Origin of the sequence: Flavobacterium xanthum, assembly GCF_900142695.1 — a bacterium.
GTDB lineage: Bacteria > Bacteroidota > Bacteroidia > Flavobacteriales > Flavobacteriaceae > Flavobacterium > Flavobacterium xanthum.
This window is the reverse complement of record NZ_FRBU01000001.1, coordinates 192,344-215,908: the sequence shown is the minus strand read 5'-3', so window position 1 is coordinate 215,908 and position 23,565 is coordinate 192,344. Positions and strand designations below refer to the sequence as shown.

22 protein-coding genes and 3 tRNA genes are annotated in these 23,565 nt (G+C 34.7%); 8 read left to right on the top strand and 17 right to left on the bottom strand.

What is annotated here, in order from left to right:
- Positions 1-56: 56 nt before the first annotated feature.
- The 3 genes from BUC11_RS00975 to BUC11_RS00965 form a co-directional block, all read right to left on the bottom strand.
- The gene (locus BUC11_RS00975; RefSeq protein WP_073350966.1) at positions 57-1,151 is read right to left on the bottom strand and encodes an alkene reductase; all 1,095 of its coding nucleotides are present in this window, start codon (positions 1,149-1,151) and stop codon (positions 57-59) included.
- A gap of 12 nt (positions 1,152-1,163) precedes the next feature.
- The gene (locus BUC11_RS00970; protein ID WP_073350963.1) at positions 1,164-1,682 is read right to left on the bottom strand and encodes a hypothetical protein; all 519 of its coding nucleotides are present in this window, start codon (positions 1,680-1,682) and stop codon (positions 1,164-1,166) included.
- Positions 1,683-1,774: 92 nt separating this feature from the next.
- Positions 1,775-2,356: a Crp/Fnr family transcriptional regulator gene (locus BUC11_RS00965; RefSeq protein ID WP_073350961.1), complete on the bottom strand. Its 582-nt coding sequence runs from the start codon at positions 2,354-2,356 to the stop codon at positions 1,775-1,777.
- Between the two features lie 151 nt (positions 2,357-2,507).
- On the opposite strand from BUC11_RS00965, the gene BUC11_RS00960 reads away from it, so the two are divergent.
- The gene (locus BUC11_RS00960) at positions 2,508-3,362 is read left to right on the top strand and encodes a transketolase (protein ID WP_073350959.1); all 855 of its coding nucleotides are present in this window, start codon (positions 2,508-2,510) and stop codon (positions 3,360-3,362) included.
- A gap of 94 nt (positions 3,363-3,456) precedes the next feature.
- Entirely contained in the window at positions 3,457-4,410 is a 954-nt protein-coding gene (locus BUC11_RS00955) for a transketolase family protein (protein WP_073350957.1), read from the top strand.
- Positions 4,411-4,517: 107 nt separating this feature from the next.
- Here BUC11_RS00955 and BUC11_RS00950 read toward each other — a convergent pair whose 3' ends face one another.
- Positions 4,518-5,474: a hypothetical protein gene (locus tag BUC11_RS00950; RefSeq protein ID WP_073350955.1), complete on the bottom strand. Its 957-nt coding sequence runs from the start codon at positions 5,472-5,474 to the stop codon at positions 4,518-4,520.
- 109 nt (positions 5,475-5,583) lie between these two features.
- Here BUC11_RS00950 and BUC11_RS00945 point away from each other — a divergent pair, with 109 nt between their 5' ends.
- The gene (locus tag BUC11_RS00945) at positions 5,584-6,813 is read left to right on the top strand and encodes an IS4 family transposase (protein WP_073350953.1); all 1,230 of its coding nucleotides are present in this window, start codon (positions 5,584-5,586) and stop codon (positions 6,811-6,813) included.
- Between the two features lie 185 nt (positions 6,814-6,998).
- Here the strand turns inward: BUC11_RS00945 and BUC11_RS00940 are convergent, their stop codons facing one another.
- Positions 6,999-8,015 (bottom strand): BamM family beta-barrel-assembly machinery protein, encoded by a 1,017-nt coding sequence (locus BUC11_RS00940; RefSeq protein ID WP_073350949.1) that lies wholly within the window; start codon positions 8,013-8,015, stop codon positions 6,999-7,001.
- Between the two features lie 79 nt (positions 8,016-8,094).
- Between BUC11_RS00940 and BUC11_RS00935 the strand changes: the two genes are divergently transcribed.
- Both BUC11_RS00935 and BUC11_RS00930 read left to right on the top strand, forming a co-directional pair.
- A complete protein-coding gene (locus tag BUC11_RS00935) occupies positions 8,095-8,481 on the top strand; it encodes an RNA-binding S4 domain-containing protein (protein WP_073351062.1) in 387 nt (128 codons plus the stop codon).
- Between the two features lie 107 nt (positions 8,482-8,588).
- A complete protein-coding gene (locus BUC11_RS00930; RefSeq protein ID WP_073351060.1) occupies positions 8,589-9,089 on the top strand; it encodes a phosphoribosyltransferase domain-containing protein in 501 nt (166 codons plus the stop codon).
- Here BUC11_RS00930 and BUC11_RS00925 read toward each other — a convergent pair.
- Positions 9,081-9,599, bottom strand: a complete 519-nt coding sequence (locus BUC11_RS00925) for a shikimate kinase (RefSeq protein ID WP_073350947.1) — start codon at positions 9,597-9,599, stop codon at positions 9,081-9,083. The genes BUC11_RS00930 and BUC11_RS00925 overlap by 9 nt on opposite strands.
- Positions 9,600-9,725: 126 nt before the next feature.
- On the opposite strand from BUC11_RS00925, the gene BUC11_RS00920 reads away from it, so the two are divergent.
- The 3 genes from BUC11_RS00920 to BUC11_RS00910 all read left to right on the top strand — a co-directional run bounded on the left by BUC11_RS00920 (position 9,726) and on the right by BUC11_RS00910 (position 10,035).
- A tRNA-Lys gene (locus tag BUC11_RS00920) sits at positions 9,726-9,798 on the top strand.
- Between the two features lie 39 nt (positions 9,799-9,837).
- Positions 9,838-9,910, top strand: a tRNA-Lys gene (locus BUC11_RS00915).
- A gap of 42 nt (positions 9,911-9,952) precedes the next feature.
- Positions 9,953-10,035: transfer RNA gene (locus BUC11_RS00910), tRNA-Leu, on the top strand.
- 378 nt (positions 10,036-10,413) lie between these two features.
- Here BUC11_RS00910 and BUC11_RS00900 read toward each other — a convergent pair.
- The 11 genes from BUC11_RS00900 to BUC11_RS00855 all read right to left on the bottom strand — a co-directional run bounded on the left by BUC11_RS00900 (position 10,414) and on the right by BUC11_RS00855 (position 23,405).
- Positions 10,414-10,944 carry a hypothetical protein gene (locus tag BUC11_RS00900; protein ID WP_073350943.1) on the bottom strand — a complete coding sequence of 177 codons (531 nt, stop codon included), beginning with the start codon at positions 10,942-10,944 and terminating at the stop codon, positions 10,414-10,416.
- Positions 10,945-10,956: 12 nt separating this feature from the next.
- Positions 10,957-11,202, bottom strand: a complete 246-nt coding sequence (locus BUC11_RS00895; RefSeq protein ID WP_073350941.1) for a hypothetical protein — start codon at positions 11,200-11,202, stop codon at positions 10,957-10,959.
- 124 nt (positions 11,203-11,326) lie between these two features.
- Complete coding sequence (locus BUC11_RS16700) at positions 11,327-11,530, bottom strand: hypothetical protein (RefSeq protein ID WP_139259407.1); 204 nt, start codon at positions 11,528-11,530, stop codon at positions 11,327-11,329.
- A gap of 317 nt (positions 11,531-11,847) precedes the next feature.
- The gene (locus BUC11_RS00890; protein ID WP_073350937.1) at positions 11,848-14,223 is read right to left on the bottom strand and encodes a hypothetical protein; all 2,376 of its coding nucleotides are present in this window, start codon (positions 14,221-14,223) and stop codon (positions 11,848-11,850) included.
- Between the two features lie 4 nt (positions 14,224-14,227).
- Positions 14,228-14,557: a helix-turn-helix domain-containing protein gene (locus tag BUC11_RS00885; RefSeq protein ID WP_084129461.1), complete on the bottom strand. Its 330-nt coding sequence runs from the start codon at positions 14,555-14,557 to the stop codon at positions 14,228-14,230.
- The gene (locus BUC11_RS00880; protein ID WP_073350935.1) at positions 14,547-14,741 is read right to left on the bottom strand and encodes a MerR family transcriptional regulator; all 195 of its coding nucleotides are present in this window, start codon (positions 14,739-14,741) and stop codon (positions 14,547-14,549) included. Before BUC11_RS00880 ends, BUC11_RS00885 begins: the two co-directional genes overlap by 11 nt.
- Before the next feature lie 337 nt (positions 14,742-15,078).
- Positions 15,079-16,380: a phage integrase SAM-like domain-containing protein gene (locus BUC11_RS00875; protein WP_175547717.1), complete on the bottom strand. Its 1,302-nt coding sequence runs from the start codon at positions 16,378-16,380 to the stop codon at positions 15,079-15,081.
- A gap of 624 nt (positions 16,381-17,004) precedes the next feature.
- Entirely contained in the window at positions 17,005-18,435 is a 1,431-nt protein-coding gene (locus BUC11_RS00870) for a TolC family protein (RefSeq protein ID WP_073350931.1), read from the bottom strand.
- Positions 18,428-21,598, bottom strand: coding sequence for an efflux RND transporter permease subunit (locus BUC11_RS00865; protein ID WP_073350929.1), 3,171 nt, complete (start codon positions 21,596-21,598; stop codon positions 18,428-18,430). The genes BUC11_RS00870 and BUC11_RS00865 overlap by 8 nt, the downstream gene beginning before the upstream one ends.
- Positions 21,599-21,721: 123 nt before the next feature.
- Positions 21,722-22,804 carry an efflux RND transporter periplasmic adaptor subunit gene (locus tag BUC11_RS00860; protein WP_073350925.1) on the bottom strand — a complete coding sequence of 361 codons (1,083 nt, stop codon included), beginning with the start codon at positions 22,802-22,804 and terminating at the stop codon, positions 21,722-21,724.
- A 166-nt stretch (positions 22,805-22,970) separates the two neighbouring features.
- Entirely contained in the window at positions 22,971-23,405 is a 435-nt protein-coding gene (locus BUC11_RS00855) for a hypothetical protein (RefSeq protein WP_139259406.1), read from the bottom strand.
- Between the last annotated feature and the right edge of the window lie 160 nt (positions 23,406-23,565).

Genomic DNA, 23,565 nt, shown 5'->3' with positions numbered 1-23,565 from the left:
AATTATAATTTCTCCTTGAAAGAAAATCTTTTAAAAAAAAATAAAAATGACAGGCGTTACTCAGCCAGAGCGGGATAATCAATATATCCTTTCTCAGTATCAGTGTAAAATGTTATTTGGTCTGGCGTGTTTAATGCTGCATCCGCTTCAAAACGAGCCACTAAATCAGGATTAGCAATAAAGGGAACTCCATAAGCAACAAGATCTGCATCTCCGTCTTCAATAACTTTGACACCCGTTTCTTTCGTAAAACCTTTATTGATAATTAAGGTTCCTTTGTAAAACGGTCTGAAATGTTTAGCCACTTCAGTAACGGCAAAAGGTACCTCAGTGACATCGGTAAAAGGCTCCGTTAAATGTACGTAAGCTAAACCATAATCATTCAATCGGTTTATAATATATTCATGCGTTGGAATCGTGCTTTCATCTAGCATCATTCCTTGTGCATTATGCAACGAAGGATTCAATCGAACACCAACTTTAGCGTAGTCAATAACGCCATCAAAAGCGTCTAGAATATCAAATAAAATGCGAGATTTATTTTCTATGGAACCGCCGTATTCATCCGTACGATGATTGGAATAACCATTAAAAAATTGTTGCAATAAATAGCCGTTGGCGGCATGCAACTCTACTCCATCAAAACCGGCTGCGATTGCATTCTTCGCTCCGTTTTTAAAATCTAAAACGGTTTGCTTGATGTCTTCAATCGTCATTTCTTTTGGTACAACTGTATCTACAAAACCATCATTGGTGTATGCTTTTGCAAATGGATTTAAAGCTGAAGGTGCGTGTGGCAATTCGCCATTATGCAAATCTGGATGCGATAATCGTCCAGTATGCCACAATTGTGCAAAAATTGTTCCTCCTTTATCATGCACTGCTTTGGTAACGAGTTTCCAACCTTCGGTTTGTGCTTCGCTATAAATTCCGGGTACATTAATAAAACCCACTGCCTTTGTACTTACAAATGTACCTTCGGTAATAATTAAACCCGCTGTAGCTCTTTGTTCGTAATATAAAGCCGTTAAAGCAGTAGGAACATTTCCGTCATTATTGGAACGGCTTCTTGTCATTGGTGCCATCACCATTCGGTTTTTTAACGTGCGAGTTCCCAAAGTATAGGGTTGGAATAAAATTGATTTGCTCATTTGATTTTTTTTTTAAGAATTAGTATTTGGCAACTGGGTATTGGTTTTCAAACCAACACTTGTAAAAAAAGTTGCCAGAGTTGTCAAAGCTTGGATGTCATTTCCTTTTATTATAAGAGTGTCCTTATTCTGATCTGTTGATTCGATACCCTGCATCACTTTCGAAAAAGGGAATAAGTACTGAAAATCGGAACTGGAATTTTTTAGGGTAATCGTACTGTTTTGGTTTCCCAAAATAAGTATCATTTTACCTGTAGCCACATTTATGATTTTCTCCACCAGATTTGCATTAGCAACAGCATCACATGAAAAAATAATAACATCGGCTTCCCAACTTGCATTAGTGGGACAGTCCATCATCTCTAGATTTGCCTTAGGATTTTCTAAAAGCAACTGCGAATACACTTTTGTAAGAACCATAGCATCAGCATCAAAAACCAGAACAGCATTGGTTTCAGCTATTTTTTTGGCTATTTGAATACTTTTAGCATCTGAAACTCCAAGTAGTGCAACTGTTTTTTTATTGGACATCAACTTTTATTTACGGTACAAATTTAAGGCTGCAGCATAAAAGTTTCTGTTGATGTACCACAAGAAATTCTCTTGATTTAAATCAATTAAAATTAACTCTTGTTGCTAATTTGTTTGCGAACGCGACTCAATGTTTCTGGTGTAAGTCCAAGATAAGAAGCAATCATGTGTTGGGGAACTCGTTTGACAATTCCAGGATAAGCATTTCCTAAATTGATGTATTTTTCTTCGGCAGTTTCGGTTAAGGCCGAATTTATTCTGGCTTGATTCGCGATATAGGCATTTTGCAACAGCAAGCGTTGGTATCTTTCGAACATGGGGATTTGATCCATCAAAGCTTCTCTGGCTGCTGTTGTCAGCAAAAGTAATTCAGAATCCTCGAGGGCTTCAATGGTATAAATGGAATGGCTATTGGTCAAAAAACTAGACAAATCAGTAATCCACCAACCTTCGATGGCAAATTGCACAAGATGTTCATTTCCTTTTTCATCTATATAAAAAGAGCGAAGTATGCCTTTTTCAATAAATGCGTTGTAGATACAAATGTCTCCCTCTTGTAACAGCGTTTGTTTTTTACGTAACTTTTTTGGAATAAAAAAAGTTTTACATAACTCCATTTCCTCTTGGGTCACTATCACTTTTTCCTGAATGCTTTTGAATAATTGTTGAAACATGGTTGCAAGGTACTAAATACTTGATACTTCATAAAAAAAGTAGTCCATTAAAAAAACACAATCCTTAATAACTATTGATAAATCTAAAAATGGAACTAGACATAAATCCAATAATCTGATTATCTTTGCGCAGTCTAATTTTAACACACAAATGAAACCGAACACACAACAATTAAACGATTTAACAATCCAAGTCAGAAGAGATATTCTTCGAATGGTACACGCAGTCAACTCAGGTCATCCAGGTGGCTCTTTAGGTTGTACTGAATTTCTTGTCGCTTTATATCAAAATATCATGGACCGCAAGGAAGGTTTTGATATGGACGGTATTGGAGAAGATCTTTTCTTCCTTTCAAACGGACATATTTCTCCTGTATTTTACAGCATTTTAGCAAGAAGCGGTTATTTCCCAGTATCGGAATTAGCGACTTTCCGTTTGATCAATTCCAGATTACAAGGTCACCCAACTACACATGACAGTTTACCGGGAGTACGCATTGCATCTGGTTCTCTTGGACAAGGATTATCAGTAGGAATTGGTGCTGCACAAGCTAAAAAACTAAATGGGGACAACCATATTATTTACACGCTTCACGGCGATGGTGAATTGCAAGAAGGTCAAAACTGGGAAGCCATCATGTATGCTTCTGCAAAAAAAGTAGACAATCTTATCGCTACAATCGATTTAAACGGAAAACAAATTGATGGTTCTACTGACGAAGTTTTGGCTATGGGAAGTATTCGTGCTAAGTTTGAAGCTTTTGATTGGGATGTTTTAGAAATTGAAAAAGGAAACGACATCGAAGCGATTATTGCTGGTATGAATGATGCCAAATCAAGAACTGGAAAAGGAAAACCAGTTTGTGTATTGTTGCATACTGAAATGGGTAATGGTGTTGATTTTATGATGTACAGTCATGCTTGGCACGGTAAAGCGCCTAATGATACGCAACTTGACGTTGCTTTAGGTCAAAATTATAATACTGGAGGTAATTCAGATTATTAAGTATTAAGATTATTGAGTAACAATTTCTGATCCATGCGATGGCCAAATGGCGAAACATTTCAGAATTTTTTAATCTTTCAATTTAAAAAGAATAATGAAAAAATATACAAATACAGGAAGTAAAGATACACGTTCGGGTTTTGGAGCGGGAATGACTGAATTAGGTCAAAAAAATGAAAATGTTGTGGCACTTTGTGCGGATTTGATAGGTTCTTTAAAATTTGATGATTTTAAGAAAAATCACCCGGAGCGTTTTTTCCAAATTGGAATTGCGGAAGCCAACATGATTGGAATTGCAGCTGGATTAACTATAGGTGGTAAAATCCCATTTACAGGAACTTTTGCTAACTTTTCTACAGGAAGAGTATACGATCAAATTCGTCAATCAGTAGCGTATTCGGAGAAAAACGTAAAAATCTGTGCTTCGCACGCAGGTTTAACTTTAGGAGAAGACGGTGCAACACACCAAATCTTAGAAGACATTGGTTTGATGAAAATGCTACCAGGAATGACTGTAATCAATACCTGTGATTACAACCAAACAAAAGCGGCTACATTAGCAATTGCGGATCACCATGGTCCTGTTTATTTGCGTTTTGGTCGTCCGGTTGTGCCTAACTTTATGCCCGCAGACGAACCTTTCGTGATAGGAAAAGCGATTGTTTTAACTGAAGGTTCTGATGTAACAATTGTTGCCACAGGACATTTAGTTTGGGAAGCACTTATTGCAGCTGAAGCATTAGAAGCGCAAGGAATATCTGCAGAAGTAATTAATATTCATACGATCAAACCATTGGATGAAGAAGCGATTTTGAAATCATTGGAAAAAACAAAATGTATTGTTACTGCTGAAGAGCATAACATTTTGGGAGGTCTAGGAGAAAGTATTTCTAGAGTTCTAGCTTTAAACAGCCCCTTACCACAAGAGTTTGTGGCAGTAAATGACAGTTTTGGAGAATCTGGAACACCAGAACAATTAATGGATAAATACAAATTGAACAATCAAGCAATTGTTGAGGCTGTAGAAAGAGTTATGAAAAGAAAATAATCTTTTTATTTGATTCCAAAAAAAAACCAGTTCTCAACGAACTGGTTTTTTTTTGAAGTAATATTTAAGAAAAAGTTCTACGTTTTTTTTAAATAAAAAATATTAAATTAATACCAACTAAGAATTTGAGTCCATGTCGTGATATTACCTAATGTATTGTCATTAATTAGAGTAACATTAACGGCAGAACTAGTAACAAAATTATCAGCAAGAGGAATAAAAGGTCCTACTGGTTGAACACCATCAGCAAATAATACTGTGTTATTAGAATCTGACAACAAATAACCATAAACACTGTTATATGAATTAAGATTGTTATTAAAATTCCAATTAACTTGATTTCCAACTTTTATATACAAAACACCTCCATTATCACTATTCCATCTACACTTCCAAAATGAACAATTTTTATTCAATCTTTGACATTTTAAAAACATCTTAGTAGACTGTAAATTACCATTTAAAATTATTGTTTCATTAAACAATGTTAAATCGATTCTTTTATCAGAACCCGCATAAGAGTAACCATATGACCATCCTTTTGATCTATTAGCATTAAGTATAGTTCTACTTGTATTAGTAGCTCTATTGTCCTTAATACCAATTACCCTTCCATATACTTCTAAACTATTCTCTGAACTTTTAAGTTCCTTTAAATTTTTTGATAAATCATTTTCAGATAACAGATATAAATTACTTTCATTTAACCACAATATTTTGCCATTAATTTTAAATTTAGATTCAAAATTAAGAATTGCTTTTAAAGCGTCTGAATAGATAATTTTAGCTTGCTCAACTTCGTCATATTTTATTTGAGTAGAGTCTGACACATTTAAAAAGGCGGAATGTCCTTTAGAATCAATCCAAGAATTAACCTCATTGCTGCTTTTTAACTTAGTTAATAAATTATATTCCTTAATAAAAGATTTATCATCTTTAAATGACAACAAGCCACCTTCTAAAACGGGTCCGGCAGTAATCACTTGAGGATTTTCTAAATCAATTTCTTCTTGACTACAAGAAGTCATTAAAACTACACATAAAATTGATAAAATTTTTTTCATAACTTTTTTTTTAAGATTATTATGACAAACATCACTGCTATCCGAAAGTCAGAAATTAAAAGTGCCTGAGAATCCCTTATTTTTGTTTTGCAAAAAATAAAATAATTTAATGGGACTCTTCAGACGAAACAAAAATAACAATAAACCTTTACTTGGGCAAATATTAGATTTAGTTCCACGTTGGCTTTTAGAATCGTGTATCAAAAAACATCAAAGTGACAAAGGCTGTAGTAAATACAAGACGTACGACCAATTTGTAGCTTTAACTTTCGGACAGCTTAATAAATGCTATACTTTGAGTGATATTTCTACTGGAATCGGGGTTTGTCAGAGTTTTATAATGGATTTGGGGTTAAGTCAATCTCCAGCTCGTTCAACAATGAGTGATGGCAATAAAAAGCGAACCTGGAAAGTATATGAATCCTTGTATATAAAGCTATTAAGTCATTATGATAAAGTTTTGAAAAAGGACAATCATCGAACCATTATTCAAGAAATTAAAGACCATAGTATCAAATTGATAGACAGTACCACAATTAGCTTGTGTTTGTCGATGTTTGATTGGGCCAAGTTTCGGACAGCAAAAGGAGGTATTAAGATTCATACTTGTTTTGATGATGCTTTACAAATTCCTGATTTGATAAATATAACAGAGGCAAAAACACACGATAGTAAAGGTTTAGGGCAAAATGTATTCCCAAAAAACACAATCATTGTTGAGGATAGAGCTTATTTTGATTTTGCTTTGATGCTCAATAGAATATTTGCTCAAAATATATTTGTGACTCGAATAAAGACCAATACCGATTACACAATAATTAAAGAATTAGAATTACCAATAGACAAAGATCAAGATATTTTGAAGGATGAAATAATCACTTTATCAGGTAAAAAAGCCATTGAAACTAAGATAAACGAGCATGATTTAAGACTTGTAACTGTTTATAGAGCAGAAGATAACAAGGTAATTCATATCATAACTAACAATTTAGATTGGACAGCTCGAACAATAGCAGACTTGTATAAAAAAAGATGGGATATTGAATTGTTTTTCAAAGCAATGAAACAAAACTTACAAATAAAAACTTTTTTAGGAACTAGTGAAAATGCAGTTAAATCTCAAATATATGTAGCCTTAATAAGTTACTTGTTATTAGAACTCATAAACAGAACCATCGCCAAGAAAGTAAAAACCTTCTCTAATTTTGTAGAAAAGATAAGGGTCTGTTTGGCTTTTTATCTAAGCATTGAATATGTCTGCAATCAAGTAAATGAAGGGGCTAAGAAAGTAATTAACCAAAACAAAATCATATTTAAACCTGACTTATTTTCTCAATAAAAAAAACAGGACTCAACAAATACAATACCTAACAAAGTATTTTTAAGTTTTATTCAAAACTTTCGGATAGCAGTGGACAAACATAATTAAAAATTGAACACTGGCAAATTTTTTCTTACATTTTAACAATAAATATTTCTTATAAAAAAATCAAAATAGCAGATTTTTAATTTGCGACCTTACCTTTAGGGCTTGCAAGCGGAGTCTAAATAAATTTGATTTCCAGAAAGACACAATGGAATTTCATAAAAAGAATAAATTAGTCCAGTAAATGGATTAGTAATTTCAGTTCTTGTACTTACACCATCACCATCATCATCTGTATCTAAATAATTCGGAATTCCATCGCCATCGGAATCGTCAGGGTTAATTGCACCTGCTGGTAACTCTTCTTTAGTCCAAACATAGCCGTCTCCATCTAAATCCTCCTGGAATGACATTACACCATCAGGATCTGAAACAGGAACACCATTGACAACTTTAAATTCATGATCTAATCTACGCATTGCATATAATTTAAAACTAAATATCAAGGAAGAATAAGCTGGTATACTCGCTTTTCCTGCAGAATAATAAGCTAATCCCGATGGTATAAACATGACACCTGCTCCAAAATCTTTATGAGAAACTGTACCGTCAGAGTTTGAATTATTATTTCCAGTTTTAAATTGAGGAAATATTTCTTTCCATCCTCGTATATATCCAGATAAATTTGCTCTCTGTGGCTCAAATTTCCATTCTTCAAATTTAGTTGTACTAAGATTTGATATACCATCTACAGTTTTATTTTCCAAATAATCCCCTCTGTACGTTGTATGAACTTCATCTACATTTGATGGAGATGCGCCTATACCTTCTCTAAGCACTAAGTAATATAATTTATACGTAATATCATGAAGTTTTACATTTCTACTCAAAAGTTTTGGAAAAGTAACACTGTTCAAGTAAGAATAAATAGAAGGTTGTGTTCCACCTGCTACAATTTTAGTAAAAGTAACATCTTGATCGTCTTGGAAACCAGCGTGATCAACTACTGTAATATAATAATTTTTTAAATAATCTTCAATATCTTTTAAATCAGTTGCATATTGCACTGCATAGTCTCTTGTTGGGGTAATTTCTGCTGCTACATCATCCTTTGAGCATGAAAATAAAGTGATAGTTGTAATAAATAGAATAAAATAATACTTAAATTTGTTCATTATAGCTAATTTTTTAAGTGCGCAAGATACAATATTGATTGATTTTTGTAAACTATTTAACTCCGATTTTAGAAAATTTATGAGAATAGATAAATATTTATGGTGTGTGCGGTATTACAAAACTAGAAACATGGTCACCGAGGCCTGTAAAAAGAATCACGTAACGGTAAATGGTCTGGTAGCCAAGCCATCAAAAGAGGTTTTCCCTACCGATAAAATTACGTTCCGGAAGGACCAAATCACCCAAATAATTACCGTTCTGGATGTTCCAGAAAACCGTGTTGGGGCAAAATTAGTTGATATTTACAGAAGAAATGATACTCCAGCAGAAGCCTATCAACATCTTGAACTTTTAAAATTATCCAAAGAACATTACCGGAAAAACGGCACAGGACGGCCTACTAAAAAAGACCGTAGAGACATTGACGAATTTGGAAATGAAATCAAAACTGAAGAAGAAGATTAGTTTCAAAAACGAAGAGGCATAGGTTTAATGCTCGTGCAAAACCTAAATTTTAAAAACATTTGCAAAAGCATCTTGAAACCTTAAACAAGCAAAAAAAACAAAAAACAATGAGCAAAAATATAATTTTAACAAATCAGGAAATAGAACACAAAATAAAAAGAATTGCATACCAAATCTACGAGACCTTTGTGGAGGAAGAAGAAATTGTCATTGCCGGAATTGCAGCCAACGGTTTTATATTTGCAAAAAAAATAGCGCAGGTGCTAGAAACCATTTCGCCAATTAAAGTTTCTCTTTGCGAAGTACAAATTAACAAACAGAATCCGGACTTACCGATCCACACTTCCTTATCAAAAGAGCAATATGCCAACAAAGGCCTTATTCTTGTGGACGATGTATTGAATTCAGGAACCACATTGATCTATGCCGTACGACACTTTATAGACGTTCCTTTGAAAAAATTTAAAACCGCCGTTCTAGTAGACAGGAATCATAAAAAATACCCTGTAAAAGCAGATTTCAAAGGAATTTCCCTCTCAACCTCATTATTAGAGCACGTTCAAGTGGTATTTGATGAAGACAATGATAATTACGCGTATTTAAGCTAAAAGGTCCATAATATCCACCACCGTCTGATGAATTGTTTTATCATCAACCACCACCTTATATTGTGCTTGATTGTAATAAAAACTTCGTTCAAATAGATGGATTGCAATAAACTCTTTCATTTCGCCCTCACTTTTATCAGCAATTAGAGGGCGTTTGCTTTTATTAAGTACCAATCTTTGAAACAAAGTTTCAATGGAAGCTTTCAGATAAATAGAAACAACACCTTCCCCTTTTAGCAATTCATGATTATTGGCATAACATGGTGTTCCTCCCCCTAAACCAATAATTAACGATTCAGGAGAATGCAACAATTCGACAAAAATTTCATGTTCTAACTTTCTGAAATATATTTCTCCATGCTTTTCAAAAATAGCATTTATCGATAAATTCGTTTTCTCTTCTATCTTTTTATCCAAATCTACAAAAGGGATTTTGATATTTTTTGATAGACTGTTGGCAATTGTAGACTTACCACACCCCATGTAACCTAATAATATAATTTTTCTCATAGAATAAAACCTTATAAATTAAGGCGTTAAGATTTATTGTTTAAAAAAGACAAATTTATAATAAAATTGCTTGGAAAACTCCAAAATAAGTCCTTATATTTGCACCCGCATTCAAGGAAAGAATATGACTCGATAGCTCAGTTGGTAGAGCACATCACTTTTAATGATGGGGTCCTGGGTTCGAGCCCCAGTCGGGTCACAATTTTAGTGATCAACACATAATTTCCTTGAAAGCATTGACTCGATAGCTCAGTTGGTAGAGCACATCACTTTTAATGATGGGGTCCTGGGTTCGAGCCCCAGTCGGGTCACAAAAGGTCGAGTAATTTATTACTTGGCCTTTTATTTTTTTAGGCCACGTGGAGAAACGGTAGACTTGCCAGCTTGAGGGGCTGGTGCTCGCAAGGGCGTGTGGGTTCAAATCCCACCGTGGTCACTATTAGTATTGATTATCAGTTAGTTACAGCGATTTTGTTTTACATTTGTTTTACATTTTTGAAATAAATTATTTAATGTAAGATTAATCTTTCTTTTAATTTATTGTGTTTTAAGCATAAAAAAACCCCGATACATTTTACTGGATCGGGGTTTGTTTTTTTAAGATAATTAATTTATCTCAAATTAGAACTTAAACAAATTTTCGTTTTAAAGGAAGGTTTACCCTGCCAATTGGTATAAGGTATCTTTTTTCCTTTTGCATCCAGTACAAACAAAATTGATGCGGTTTTAAACGTCGCTTTCAAAATTGCCTTTTTGCCGCTTCTTTTATCGGTCTTCATCTCTGCTTTCATAATAATAATATTTATTGGTTAAATTATTTTAGTGTGAGTATTCTATCGTTTAGCATATTCTCGTAAACCTCAACTTTGGAATTAGTAGAATGGAATACATTACAAAAATTCATTGCGTACTGCTGGTTTACCCTAATTCCTAGTTCCTGTAATTGATTAAGATCCTTTACGATGCTATGCGCTAAATTATAGGCTTCAATTTGGTTTTCTGTTTCTGCGTACTGCCTGTAAGATTCTCTAATTGCTTCTTTGCCCTCATCATTTAGCTTCTCAAAAGATAGATCGTTGTAATGCTCTTTGTATAGGCTTTCCGCTTGTCTGTACGGCTCTTTTATGCCTGCTGCATCAAGGCAAAAATCTAATGATGCTTTAGGGTATTGGGTTCTAAAATGTTGCTCGACTTCCCTCTCCCAATTTTCAAAACTTTCAAGGCTCAAACCTATCTCTTTCAGGATCGTTAATATTCTTTGCGAATTGTTTTCTTTCCGCTGGTGCGCTGCAATTACTGAATTTGCAACATTTTCATTTTCTTGTAATAAAATTCTTTTTTTCATGATATTTAATTTTTATAAGTCGCCGTAGCGTTTTTTATACTCACTTAATTCAAGTACTAAACTTTCTAGTACTTTTTCTTTTACTTCTTTGCAGTTGTAGTAATGCTGCCATTGGGCTTTCTTCCAATATTTTACAAAAGTGGATTCGCATATTGAAAATTTGCGGCGTATCTCACGCCGTGCATCGGTGTATCTTGTACCGATATAAATCAAATCCACGATACTTTGAGTTATTTGATATTGTCGTACTAGTACCATTTTCTTGTAGTTTTGGTGTCGTTTAAATTATCTACTGCATTTTACTGCACCGTTTCGCCACTTAATCGCTTATTATTCGTAAACTACGCACACGCACACGTGCGCATACCGTTTCGCCCCTTGTCTATTCCTCTTTCATTTTTAGCTTAAGTTCCCTTACTTTTTTAAGATATTCCTTTTCAAACGCCTTAAGGTGGCGAGCTTGAACAATTAGTTGCTCAAGTGCCAAAGATTCCTCTAAGGTTAATTTTTTTAGATCGTTTAAACGAATTGGGCGACTTTTATCTATGCACATAGCCGTTGGTACAAATTTGTTTTTCCTTCTCATAATTTTATAATTTAATAATTTTTTTTTCCTACTCTATTGTTAAGCCTTTTCGGATTCCTGCTAGTCTGTTACGGTTGCATTAGAGTTCCGTTACAGTTGTTGTTACAGTTAAATCCTTGCTACCATTGGCGGTTTACAGTTGTTACAGTTAAAATGAACTTATATTACAATATTTGTATATTGTGTTTAACACTAAAAATTTTTTCCCCTGCGTAACATTAAAAGAACTGTAACAACTGTAAAGTACTTGATTATCAATTAGTTAAACCGTAACAGAACCGTAATAGAACCGTCACGCTGTTACGGTTAAGTTTATCTTACTTTTGCCATTGTCGTAAACGTTGGCTATAATTCATTTTGATACTATGATACTTCAAATAAGTATCAATAAGGTGTTTAACATTCTTATGAGTAAATAAATGATCAAATCGAAATTCACTATCGTGGCGTTTATAAATCGCCATAAAGTCCGACGCTGTAAAATGATCCAATATTAAAACTTCGCTCATTATACGCTCCATTTCTCCAGCCATCACATCGTTATTGAAGTTTGCACGGTAATTGTCATCTATTTTATTGTATTCAATTCTCTGCAAACCATTATCAAAATAAAGTTCAACACATCCAAAACAAAAAGTATAAAAGCGATGCCATTCCTTAACATCCCACTCATCAAATAGAACGTGTCCAAAAACGTCTTTAGGGGTTCTTTTTAAATTGAAATAGTCAGTAAGTTGATATTCAAAAAAACGTCGCTGGGTACTTGTCGAATTTTCTTCAACACGATAGCTCCAGTTAGTTGTGATTATAATTTTTGGCGATTCCTTAAAGTCAATCATCGTGGCCGGCTTCCCTTTTCGATGGCAATTAATCCCTCCGCTAATTTGAGTATAAAGTGAATTATAATTAAATCCAGCCATCACATCATCTATCACATAGACCTGGTGCGACTTGGTTAAATCTGAAAAATTAAATAAATAGTTCGGGTCAAATTCTGATCCAGCTTTTAACATCACTGTTCTAACCTCTGCAATTGCTTTAGTTATCAAAGATTTTCCACGTCCTCCATTTCTTGAAAGGTCATTAGCTTTAGCATCTGAAAGGATTATAGCGGGGTTAAAACTCTCATCTTTATACGTATGAAGTAAGTACCCGAACATGCTTTTGAAGTCGTGAAACGTCTTATTTTCACTATCAGTTAGGCTTTCAGTTCTTGAGTCTTTACCAGTTGATACCATACACAAAAACACTTCAAAAACAGATTGATTATTATCAAACTTAAATTCTCGTTGCTGTGCTGCGTGCGGTGCGAAAAAACCACTAACCTCTGAATAAGGTTTAATGATTGTATCAAAAAAATTCAGTTCAACAAAACCGTTTTTAAAAGGTATTCCGCAAGTCGTTTTAGTATCCTGATTATAAATTAACGGTATAGGGGTCAATAATTGCAAACTTTGTATAATAGCGTTTTGGCTATCTTTCGCAATTTGATTTTCAATTCCATCCGTAAAAAAATCATTAATATTATATTTGCAAAATGGCACTAAATCAGTCTTATAATTGAAAGGATTAATTACATTATTGCTATCCTTAAAAATAGTTATAGTATCGTTTCCAGCTTCTGAAACTCTTATAAATTTTTCTTGAATAAAAAAGTCTGCGTATCGCTTCGGACTTGTTTTAATATCTGAACCAAAACCATCTGAACTATAAAAATTTACAATCTCGTTTTCGATTGGTGGCTTTATACATTCTTTGATTTTAAATAGTACGTTTTCAAGCTCCAGTACTTCACAAACCGCATCTGACAAAATAAATATTCCATCATGAAGCCTTACAAAGTTTTTCAGATTATTTGCAGTTACAAAACTTTCAATTGCTTGCTTTTCGTAAACGGTTAAATGATTGAATAAAGTACCGTTATTATTAAAACATTTATCCGTAATTACTTCATCTACTCTTTCCCCAAATACACAAGCTAATTGACTGCGTACGCCTGCTATTGTAGTGTTTTTGCATCCACTATGTAAATTTAGTAAGGTGTTAAACTTTCGTTTGTCAATAAGCCTGTAAACGTCCGCATTTTGTTTGATTCCTAATTGATTACATAGAAAAGTATAAAACGCTCTATAAATATCAAACTCTTTAACCTCAAAAGGTAGTTCGCCACGAATAACGGACGGTATAGAAGTCATTGGGTTGTATTCTCTGCTACCTACTTGCTTAACATTAAAAACCTCGTCATATTCCAGCTTGTAATGTCCTTTTAATTTCAGCATCATGAAAAGTACATAGCTTTCATATTGTGGCTTATTGAAAGGATTGTATTTTTTATCCTTGTCAAATTTTACGTAATATTCCAGCAACTTAGTTTTATTATGTTTGAAGTATTTTAAATTCAGTTCTTTGCCTTGTGCATAGCTATTGACGTATTTATAATAGTCATTGTTTAGTAGTGGATCAGAACTAATAAAACCGCTGTAACTAATCATTAACTCATCAAATTCCGTACGTCTGCCAATTGACTTTAAAACCGCATCTTCAAACGTAAATACTTCTTTACGGCTCTTAACTTCAAACTGAATACGTGGCGTAAATTCAGCCTCCCAATCTCTAAATATTAGGTCTTTTAGCTTATCTTTGCTTTTTCCATTTTCCAAAGATTTTGCGGGGCTATTTGTATTTATACTCATAGCCCTATTTTTTTAATGGTGTTACTGCTTCCAAAACTTCGGATCTCTTATACAAAACACGTCCTCCAATACCGTACGATTTTAATCGCCCCGACTTGGTGTGTTTATGTAAAGTAGTTTTGTTGAAGTGTAGAATTTGGCAAACCTCATCACGACTAATTAAATCGTTTTTCTCCTGCTTAAAATCGGATTGTTGAGGTTGTAAAGTTGAAGTGATTGCGTCAACTAGTTGTTGAGATTGTAAAGTTGAAGTGATTGCGTCAGCTACTTGTTGAGATTGTAAAGTTGAAGTGATTGCGTCAACAATAATTTGAATTAAGGTGCTATTTTGCATTTATAGCCTCCTTTCTAGATTCCCTTTTCAATTTAAAGGCTTCAATTGCTTCTTTAGTAAAAACATTGTGTCCGTTATCGAGAACGGCAAAAGGTGTTAATTTGTTTTCGTTTACAAGTCTGCAAACGTGGCGAGAGGAAAAATTTAAAGTCTCCGCCGCTTTTCGTGTGGTAATTAAAATCATTTTGATTTAGTTTGAGAAACTAAAATCAGATCAGTCTGTGGGTTTTCGTTTTAGCGTTTTTTCGTTTTTGAATTATTAGGGACTAACTAATAAGACTTATATTTTCTCTACCCTCTGCTTTAATTTCAATTAATAAATAATTGTCATTTGTCTTACAAAGAACAATTAAATAAATGTATCAACAAAGTTAATTTTAGGGTATTTTTTAACATTTTAAACCGTTGTAAATCAATGCTTTAATAGTCTAAAATTAGGTAAATAAAAATAAGTTTTAGAAACACTTAAAATAAGTTTTAGGGTAAAATTAGATAAAAACGCGAGCAAAACACTTATATCATTATTCTGCTGTATTTCTTATTACTTCCATTGCTGGAGCTTCTTTTGTTCTTGGTGCTAATTTGTTGAAGTATTCAACCATCTGAAAAGCGTTGTCGTATGTAGTTTTTCCAATATAAGAAAGAAACATTCTCTCCGTTCCGTGGGCGGTTATATTCATTAAAATAGGCGTTGGAATACGTCCGTAGAAGTTGGTGGCAAAACTGCGGCGGCAAATATGCGAGCTAACAACCTGCCATTTAGGAAATATATCTTTTTTATGCGGTGTTCCTTTTTTCTCCTTAATCCTTGCTTTTGTAGGCTTGTCGATTCCTGCAGCTTTACACACGTCCTTAATGTACTCATTGAAGCGGGACAAAGATATTTTATAAGGAAGTCCATCTTTGATAATGTCCAATGCTTCAGGAAGTAATGGAATAGCAACTAATTTACCTGTTTTTTGTTGCTTTAATTCAATGATTTTAACGCCTGCAATCTCTTTTATGTTCTTCTCGGTAATGTTCAGCAAATCGCCTGCACGCTGTCCAATTAAGCAACCTAATAACAGAAATTTGCGGGCATTTATTAAGGCTTCTCTAAATAATTCCGCTTTTTTAATTTCTTCCTGTTCATCCTCATTCAAAGTGATTATGTCCTCAGGTTCTCTGCTCTCTGAAATTCCTTTGATATTTTTTACTTGTGTTGAGGTTTCAACATCATTTTTTCCAGCATCTAGGCAAATGGTTCTAAAATTAGCAATGTTCTTACCTACATAGTTAGTTGAGTAACCTTTGCCAAACATCCACATTTTATATTTTTCAAGAAATTTCAAATTAATATCTTTTATCAAAATACTTTTACCGTTCAATTTATCGGCTTCATATTTCAGTATAGTATTTTTGAAAAGTTTTAAATTCTGAATACGTCCCTTGCTTAATCCTAATTCTTTTTTTGCATTTTGTTTATAAGGGGCTTCATCGATATATTTCTGAATATAATTAGTTAAAATATCTAATTCGATTATCGCTGTTTTTCCAAAGAAGAAATTAATTTGCTCCTGCAGCCAGTCGCCAGAAATTTCAGTTCCTGCGGGTTCGTCTTTATTGAAAGTTTCAGTTATTGAAATTCTTAACTTTTCAAGATCAGTAGCAAGATTTTTAATGTCATCATTCTTCCCTGTTGGAAGTCCTTTTGTTTCATCCCAATTTTTAAGATAAATTGATTTTCCTGTTTTCCTTTTTAATCCTTTTCCACGTCCAGCGGAAAGAGAAATATAAATATTTGCGGGTTCGCTTTCACTTCTGATTTCATACCTAATTTTCATCTGATTTCTTTTAATCCAAAGATAAGCATAAAAACAATCTTGTTTTACATTTGTTTTACCAAATGTGTATTTAATTGTATTTAGTTGTTTCTCTAAATTATTTAAAAGCATTGATTATCAATTACTTAACATTTTTAAGGTATAAGTAAATACAGACAAATACACGGGTTTTGTCCCCACCGTGGTCACGAATAAATAGAAATGCTCATAAAATAATCAAGCTTGCTTGAAATTATTTTATGAGCATTTCTATTTTCAAAGCGGAGCTTTGTGGGAAAGACGTAGTCAATCCCAATTGTGTTCCCTGAACAAAAACAATTCAAAAAAATAATCCAGCTTGCTTGAAATTATTTTATGAGCATTTCTATTTTCAAAGCGGAGCTTTATGGGAAAGACGTAGTCAATCCCAATTGTGTTCCCTGAACAAAAACAATTCAAAAAAATAATCCAGCTTGCTTGAAATTATTTTATGAGCATTTCTATTTTCAAAGCGGAGCTTTGTGAGAAAGATGCATTCAATCCCAAAACACTATTCTTAAAGCCAAGTAATCTACAAAATAGTTATAAACCTGAAATAAATAAAAAACCAGTTTCAAAGAAACTGGCTTTTATACTAATCCACTATTATTTCCAACCTCCTCCAAGGTCACGATACACATGAACTACAGCATTAAGCTGGGCTTTTTTAGTTTCAATCAATTCGAGTTTCGACTCTAATGCGTCGCGCTGGGTCATTAAAACCTCAAAATAATCTACTCTTGCGGATTTAAACAAATCGCCTGCCACATCAATCGAACGGTTTAACGCAGCCACTTGTTGTGACTTTAGATCATAGCTCTTTTCTAAATTATTAATTTTAGAAAGTTGGCTAGAAACTTCTAAATACGCATTCAAGATGGTGCGTTCATAATTGTATAAGGCTTGGATTTGTCTGGCATTGGCTGAACTATATTCTGCCTTAAGCGCATTCCTGTTAATTAATGGCGCTACGAGATCTCCAGCTAACGAATACAACAAGGATTCCGGCATTCTAAACAAATAATTAGGTTTGAACGCATTTATTCCTACTGCCGCTGTAATAGCTAACGAGGGATAAAACTCTGCACGAGCTGTTTTTACATCAAGTTTAGCGGCCTCTAATTCTAATTCAGCTTGTTTGATGTCAGGACGATTGGCTAATAGTTGTGCGGGAACTCCAGATTGAACTATTGCTGGCAACAAAGCATCAAAAACAACACTGTCACGCTTGATCTCTTGCGGATATTGTCCTAGCAAAAAGTTTATAGTATTCTCTGTTTCTTTAATACTTTGGAGAATCGTAAATTCCATACTTTTTGAGGCCATGACCTCGGCTTGGAACTTTTGAACTGCTAACTCTGTGCTTCGAGCTGCTTGTTTCTGAAATTTTACAATTTCTAACGCATTCGATTGTAAAGCAATCGTCTGTTTTACAATAGCCAATTGATTGTCTAGTGCAACTAATTCATAATACGAATCAGCTACCTCAGCAATTAAGCTAGTGATTACAAAATTTTTACCTTCAACAGTAGCTAAATAGCGACTTACGGCTGCTTTTCTTGAATTGCGCAGTTTCTTCCAAATATCAACTTCCCAATGCGCATAAGCTGCTACTTTTAAATCACCAAGCGGATCTGGCATTTCCTTTCCAGGACTAATTTCAGTAGAAGCATCACCGGCACCTTGGCTGGTGTATCTTCCTACTTTTTCAATTCCTGCTCCTGCTCCCACGCTCACTTGCGGCAGCAAGGCTCCTTTCCGAACCCGAATATCATTTTTAGCAATCTCAATTTCTTGTAATGTAATCTGTAATTCCTGATTGTTTTTCAAGGCCGTGTCGATTAATTGTATCAAGTTTGGATCTTTAAAGTACGTTCTCCAAGGCGTTTCGGCTATTGTATTGGTATCAATACTCTTTTCAAAAGATTGCGGAATCATTTTGTTCGCTGCCAATGGCGCTAATGTTGGCGTACAACTCACCACCGCCAAGCACATGCCTAGCGGGATAAGATATTTATAAGGCTTAATTTTAAGCATGATTGTTATCAATTTCTTCAGTTAATGGATTTTCTTTTTCGTTTTTTACTAGTTTGTACTTTTCGGCAATTCGACCAAAAACATAGTACAATCCTGGGATAATAAACACCCCACATATGGTTCCTAACAGCATTCCTCCTGCTGCGGCTGTACCAATAGTTCGGTTACCAATTTTTCCTGGGCCACTAGCAAAAACTAGCGGAAGCAATCCTGCAATAAAAGCAAAAGACGTCATCAAAATAGGTCGGAATCTTGCTTTTGCACCTTCCATTGCAGATTCTAGTACTGTTTTACCAGCGGCGTGCCTTTGTATAGCAAATTCAACAATCAAAACCGCATTTTTACCCAGCAAACCAATCAGCATTACCATGGCTACTTGCGCATAAATGTTGTTCTCTAAACCCGTAAACTTGAGTAAAAGGAATGCCCCAAAAATACCTGCTGGCAATGATAAAATTACTGACAGCGGCAAAATGAAACTTTCGTATTGCGCTGCCAAGACCAAATACACAAAACCCAAACAAATTAGGAAAACCCAAATGGCTTGATTGCCCTGCGCCACCTCATCGGCAGAGATACCCGCCCAATCAATACCAAAACCGCGAGGCAATTTGGTTTCTGCCACTTCCTGAATTGCTTTAATAGCAGCACCACTACTATAGCCTGGCGCTGCTGATCCGCTAATTTCAGAAGAGTTATACATATTATGTCTTGTGATTTCTGAAAGCCCATACACCTTCTCTAATTTCATAAAAGCAGAATAGGGCACCATTTCATCCTTATTGTTTTTGACATATAATTTCAGAATATCCTCTGGTAAAGCACGGTATTCCGGAGCGGCTTGCACGATTACTTTATAATTGAAACCGTATTTGATAAAACTGATTTCGTAGTTACTTCCTACCAATGTAGATAATGTATTCATAGCATTTTCAATAGAAACTCCTTTTTGTTGCGCCAAATCATTATCGACTTTCAACATAAACTGCGGAAAACTAGCACTGTAAAAACTAAACACAGAGGCTAATTCGGGACGTTTGTTCAACTCCTTTACGAAATCATTATTGACCGTTTCCATTTTTTTATAATCGCCTGAACCTGCTTTGTCTAGTAAGCGAAGTTCAAACCCGCCTGCAGCTCCATAACCAGGTACTGCCGGTGGTTGAAAAAATTCAATATTGGCTCCGGGAATGTCTTTCGTTTTTTCTTCTAATTCGGTCATTATCTCTTGCACAGAATGTTTTCGCTCACTCCAGTCCTTTAAATTAATCAAACAGGTTCCTGCATTAGCACCGGTTCCTTCGGTCAGAATTTCATATCCTGCCAAAGCAGATACGGATTGCACTCCTTCGACCGTTTCAGCAATTTTCTGAAGCTTTTCAGCAACATTATCCGTTCTTTCTAGCGATGAACCCGGAGGTGTTTGGATAATGGCGTAGAACATCCCCTGATCCTCATTTGGAATAAAACCTGAAGGAACAGTGCTACTCACTAACCAAGTACCCAAACAAAAACCAATAAGTGCAATAAAAGTGATTACTCTCCTATTTACAATGCAGTTTAAAATCTTTTGATACTTCTCAGCTGTGTTGTTGAACGTAGCGTTAAAGCCATCTAGAAAGCGGTTTATAGGCGTTCTCTTTTTAGCTTTTCCGTGATTATTTTTTAACATAATAGCACAAAGTGCCGGTGTCAATGTTAAAGCTACAATTCCTGAAAGTATAATTGCAGTAGCCATCGTGATCGAAAACTGACGGTAAAAAATACCAACAGGCCCTGACATGAAAGCCACTGGAATAAATACCGCTGCCATCAAAAACGTGATGGCGATAATAGCTCCTGCAATCTCATGCATGGCTTTTTTGGTGGCCTTTAGCGGCGAAAGATGTTCTTCCTCCATTTTGGCGTGTACGGCTTCGATGACGACAATGGCATCATCGACGACGACTCCAATAGCTAATACCAAAGCAAAAAGAGTAATTAAGTTTAAGGTAATCCCAAACAACTGCATAAACATAAAAGTCCCAATAAGCGAAACTGGCACAGCAATGGCTGGAATGATCGTAGATCTCCAATCCCCAAGAAAAAGGAATACGACCAATCCTACTAGAATAAAGGCTTCGACTAGCGTATGAATTACTTTTTCTATCGAGGCATCCAAGAATTTAGAAACGTCATAACTGATTTCGTACTCCATTCCTTTTGGAAAAGAATTTTTCTTTATCTCAGCTAATTTCAATTTCACATCTTTAATTACCTGGCTGGCGTTACTTCCGTAGGACTGTTTCAGTACGATAGCCGCAGAAGGCTTACCGTTCAAATTAGAATAAATGTCATACATTGAACTACCAAATTCTACATTAGCCACATCTTTCAATCGTAAAATTTCGCCGTCAGAATTGGATCTTAAAATGACATTTCCATACTGCTCTTTGGTGGTAAATCGTCCTGAATATTTTAGTACATATTCAAAAGCTTGCGATCTTTTACCAGAGCTCTCTCCTGTTTTACCTGGTGAAGCTTCCAAACTTTGACTGGCCAAGGCTTCCATAATTTCATCTGTCGAAATTTTATACGCTAGCATTCTGTCGGGTTTCAGCCAAATTCGCATCGCATATTCACGAGTTCCCAAAACATCAGCAAATCCTACTCCATTTACCCTTTTCAACTCGGATAAAATATTAATTTCAGCGAAGTTGTATAAGAATTTTTGATCTGTATTTTTATCGGTGCTGTACAAGTTCACATACATCAACATACTAGATTCCTCACGCGTAATCTTCACTCCTTCTCGAACTACTAAGGGTGGTAATTTATTAACTACAGAGGCCACTCTATTCTGTACATTTATGGCTGCCTGATTGGGATCAGTACCTAAATTAAATACGACTTGAATACTCGCTTCTCCATCATTTCCAGCATCTGAAGTCATGTATTTCATTCCTGGAACACCATTCAAAGCTTTCTCTAATGGAATAATTACTGATTTGATCATTAGTTCCCCATTTGAACCCGGAAAATCAGCGGTAACATTTACCCTTGGTGGCGAAATAGAGGGAAATTGAGTCACTGGCAAATTAGTTAAAGCCAATACTCCCAAAAAGACAATTATGAGCGATATCACTATCGACAACACGGGTCTTTGAATAAATTTATTAAACATTATCGGTATATTTTAATGATGAAACAATATTGGAAATTGTTCTGAATCGGTTAACATTTTCAGTTCATTATCAGCTAAGTACTGACGCAAAACTGTACTTATATTGAAACGAATCATCTGAACTTATTCTGCTTTTAAGCGCAAATGACTAATAACTTCTTTAGGCGATACATAGTCAAACTTGATCTTTTCATCGTCTTTTACCTTCTGAACACCTTCTAATAAAATTTTATCATTTTCAGTAATACCACTCGCAATCACATATAAATCTGGAATTTCTCCCGTAACTGTAATTTCTTTAGATTCTAATACATTCTTTTTATTGACCACAAAAACATATTTTTTATCTTGAATTTCATACGTTGCTTTTTGCGGAATAACGATTGCATTTTTAAGAGGAACTAGCATTTGTACGGAACCTGTTTCACCATGTTTTAATAATTTACTAGCATTAGGGAATCGGGCGCGAAAGGCAATATTCCCTGTTTCATTATTGAATTCACTTTCAATAACCTCTACATTTCCTTTGGATTCATAGAGCTCGTTATTGGCCAAGAGCAAACTAACATTAGTATTGGCGCGGTCTTTTACATTTGTTTGATAGTCTAAATATTCTGGTTCAGACACATTAAAATAGGCAAAAATTTGACTGTTATCAGAAAGACTCGTCAACAATTCTCCTTCTTCAATCAAACTACCTAATTTTTTAGGAATACGATCAATTGTTCCGTCAAACGGCGCTCGGATTTCAGTAAATGATAAATGAAGTTGCGCCAATGCTACTTCGGCTCTGGCTTGTTCTAATTTGGCTTGCGCCAAAGCTTGTTCGTTTTTTGAAACGATATTCTTATCCGCTAACATTTTAGCGTTTTGCAGCTCAATTTCAGCGCCTTTCGCCTCTGCTTTTGCTTTGAGCAATTCCGCTTGATACATACCGGGCATAATTTTAAACAAAAGTTGTCCTTTCTTCACAAACTGCCCTTCATCTACGTAGATATTTTGTAGAAAACCTTTTTCTTGCGCTCTGATTTCAATGTTCCGCACGGATCGAATCTGAGAAACATATTGTTTGGTAAACGAAGTATCAATTTTTATTGGATTGGTAACAATAAAAGTATCGGCTTCTTCTTTTTCTTCTTTTTTTGAGGTACAGCTGGTAAGGCATATAACGGCAATTAAGCCCGTAAGTACGAGTAATTTATTCATGATGTAAGTTGGTAATTGAGCGATTAAATACTTGGAATCAAAAATTCCTAGGGACGTAAAAAGTCATCCGTTCCCACAATATTTTATATAGAATACCATTAATAAAAGCTTTACGCTTTTACATAAGTGGAATTCATCAAAAAATGGTAACGAACTATAGTATGAATCAAATTCTCAATACCTGCTGAACAATATAAATAGGATTGGACTGGCCACAAGATGGCGCGAAGATTTTAAAATTCTTAGAATAATGGTTTAAAATAGATTGGCAGGAAAAAGTGAGATACCAAACCTCTGACAAATGGTATTTCCCTGTAGCAATGGTAGCAGTTGTACTTTTGAAACTCTCGCTGCTCGGTCCTTCTTCTTCAAGATCAAATTCAGCTGAAGTTATCGATAGGCTACCCGGAACACTCTGTAGTAATTTAACTTGATCCTTATTTAAAACAAAAGATTTTGGTACACTAGCAGTACCATTGTCATGCGAAGTCGCGTGAACAACATTTCCTCCGCCAAGCAGATGGAAAAATAGGTACAGAAAAAAAATAGTTACTCTCATTTCGAGGCCAAAAGTAATCAAAGTAGCGAGAGAAAAAAACAATTTAAATTTTGTTTAACAAGTATAAAGTATCGAAATCGTTTGCAATGTGATAACAAGGAAAATGAATTTCACATTTTACCTGCTTTAAGACAATCCATTGCAGTGCGATTTTTTACCCTATTTAAAAATGGTTCATCGGCACTTATTACGTTGGATTTTT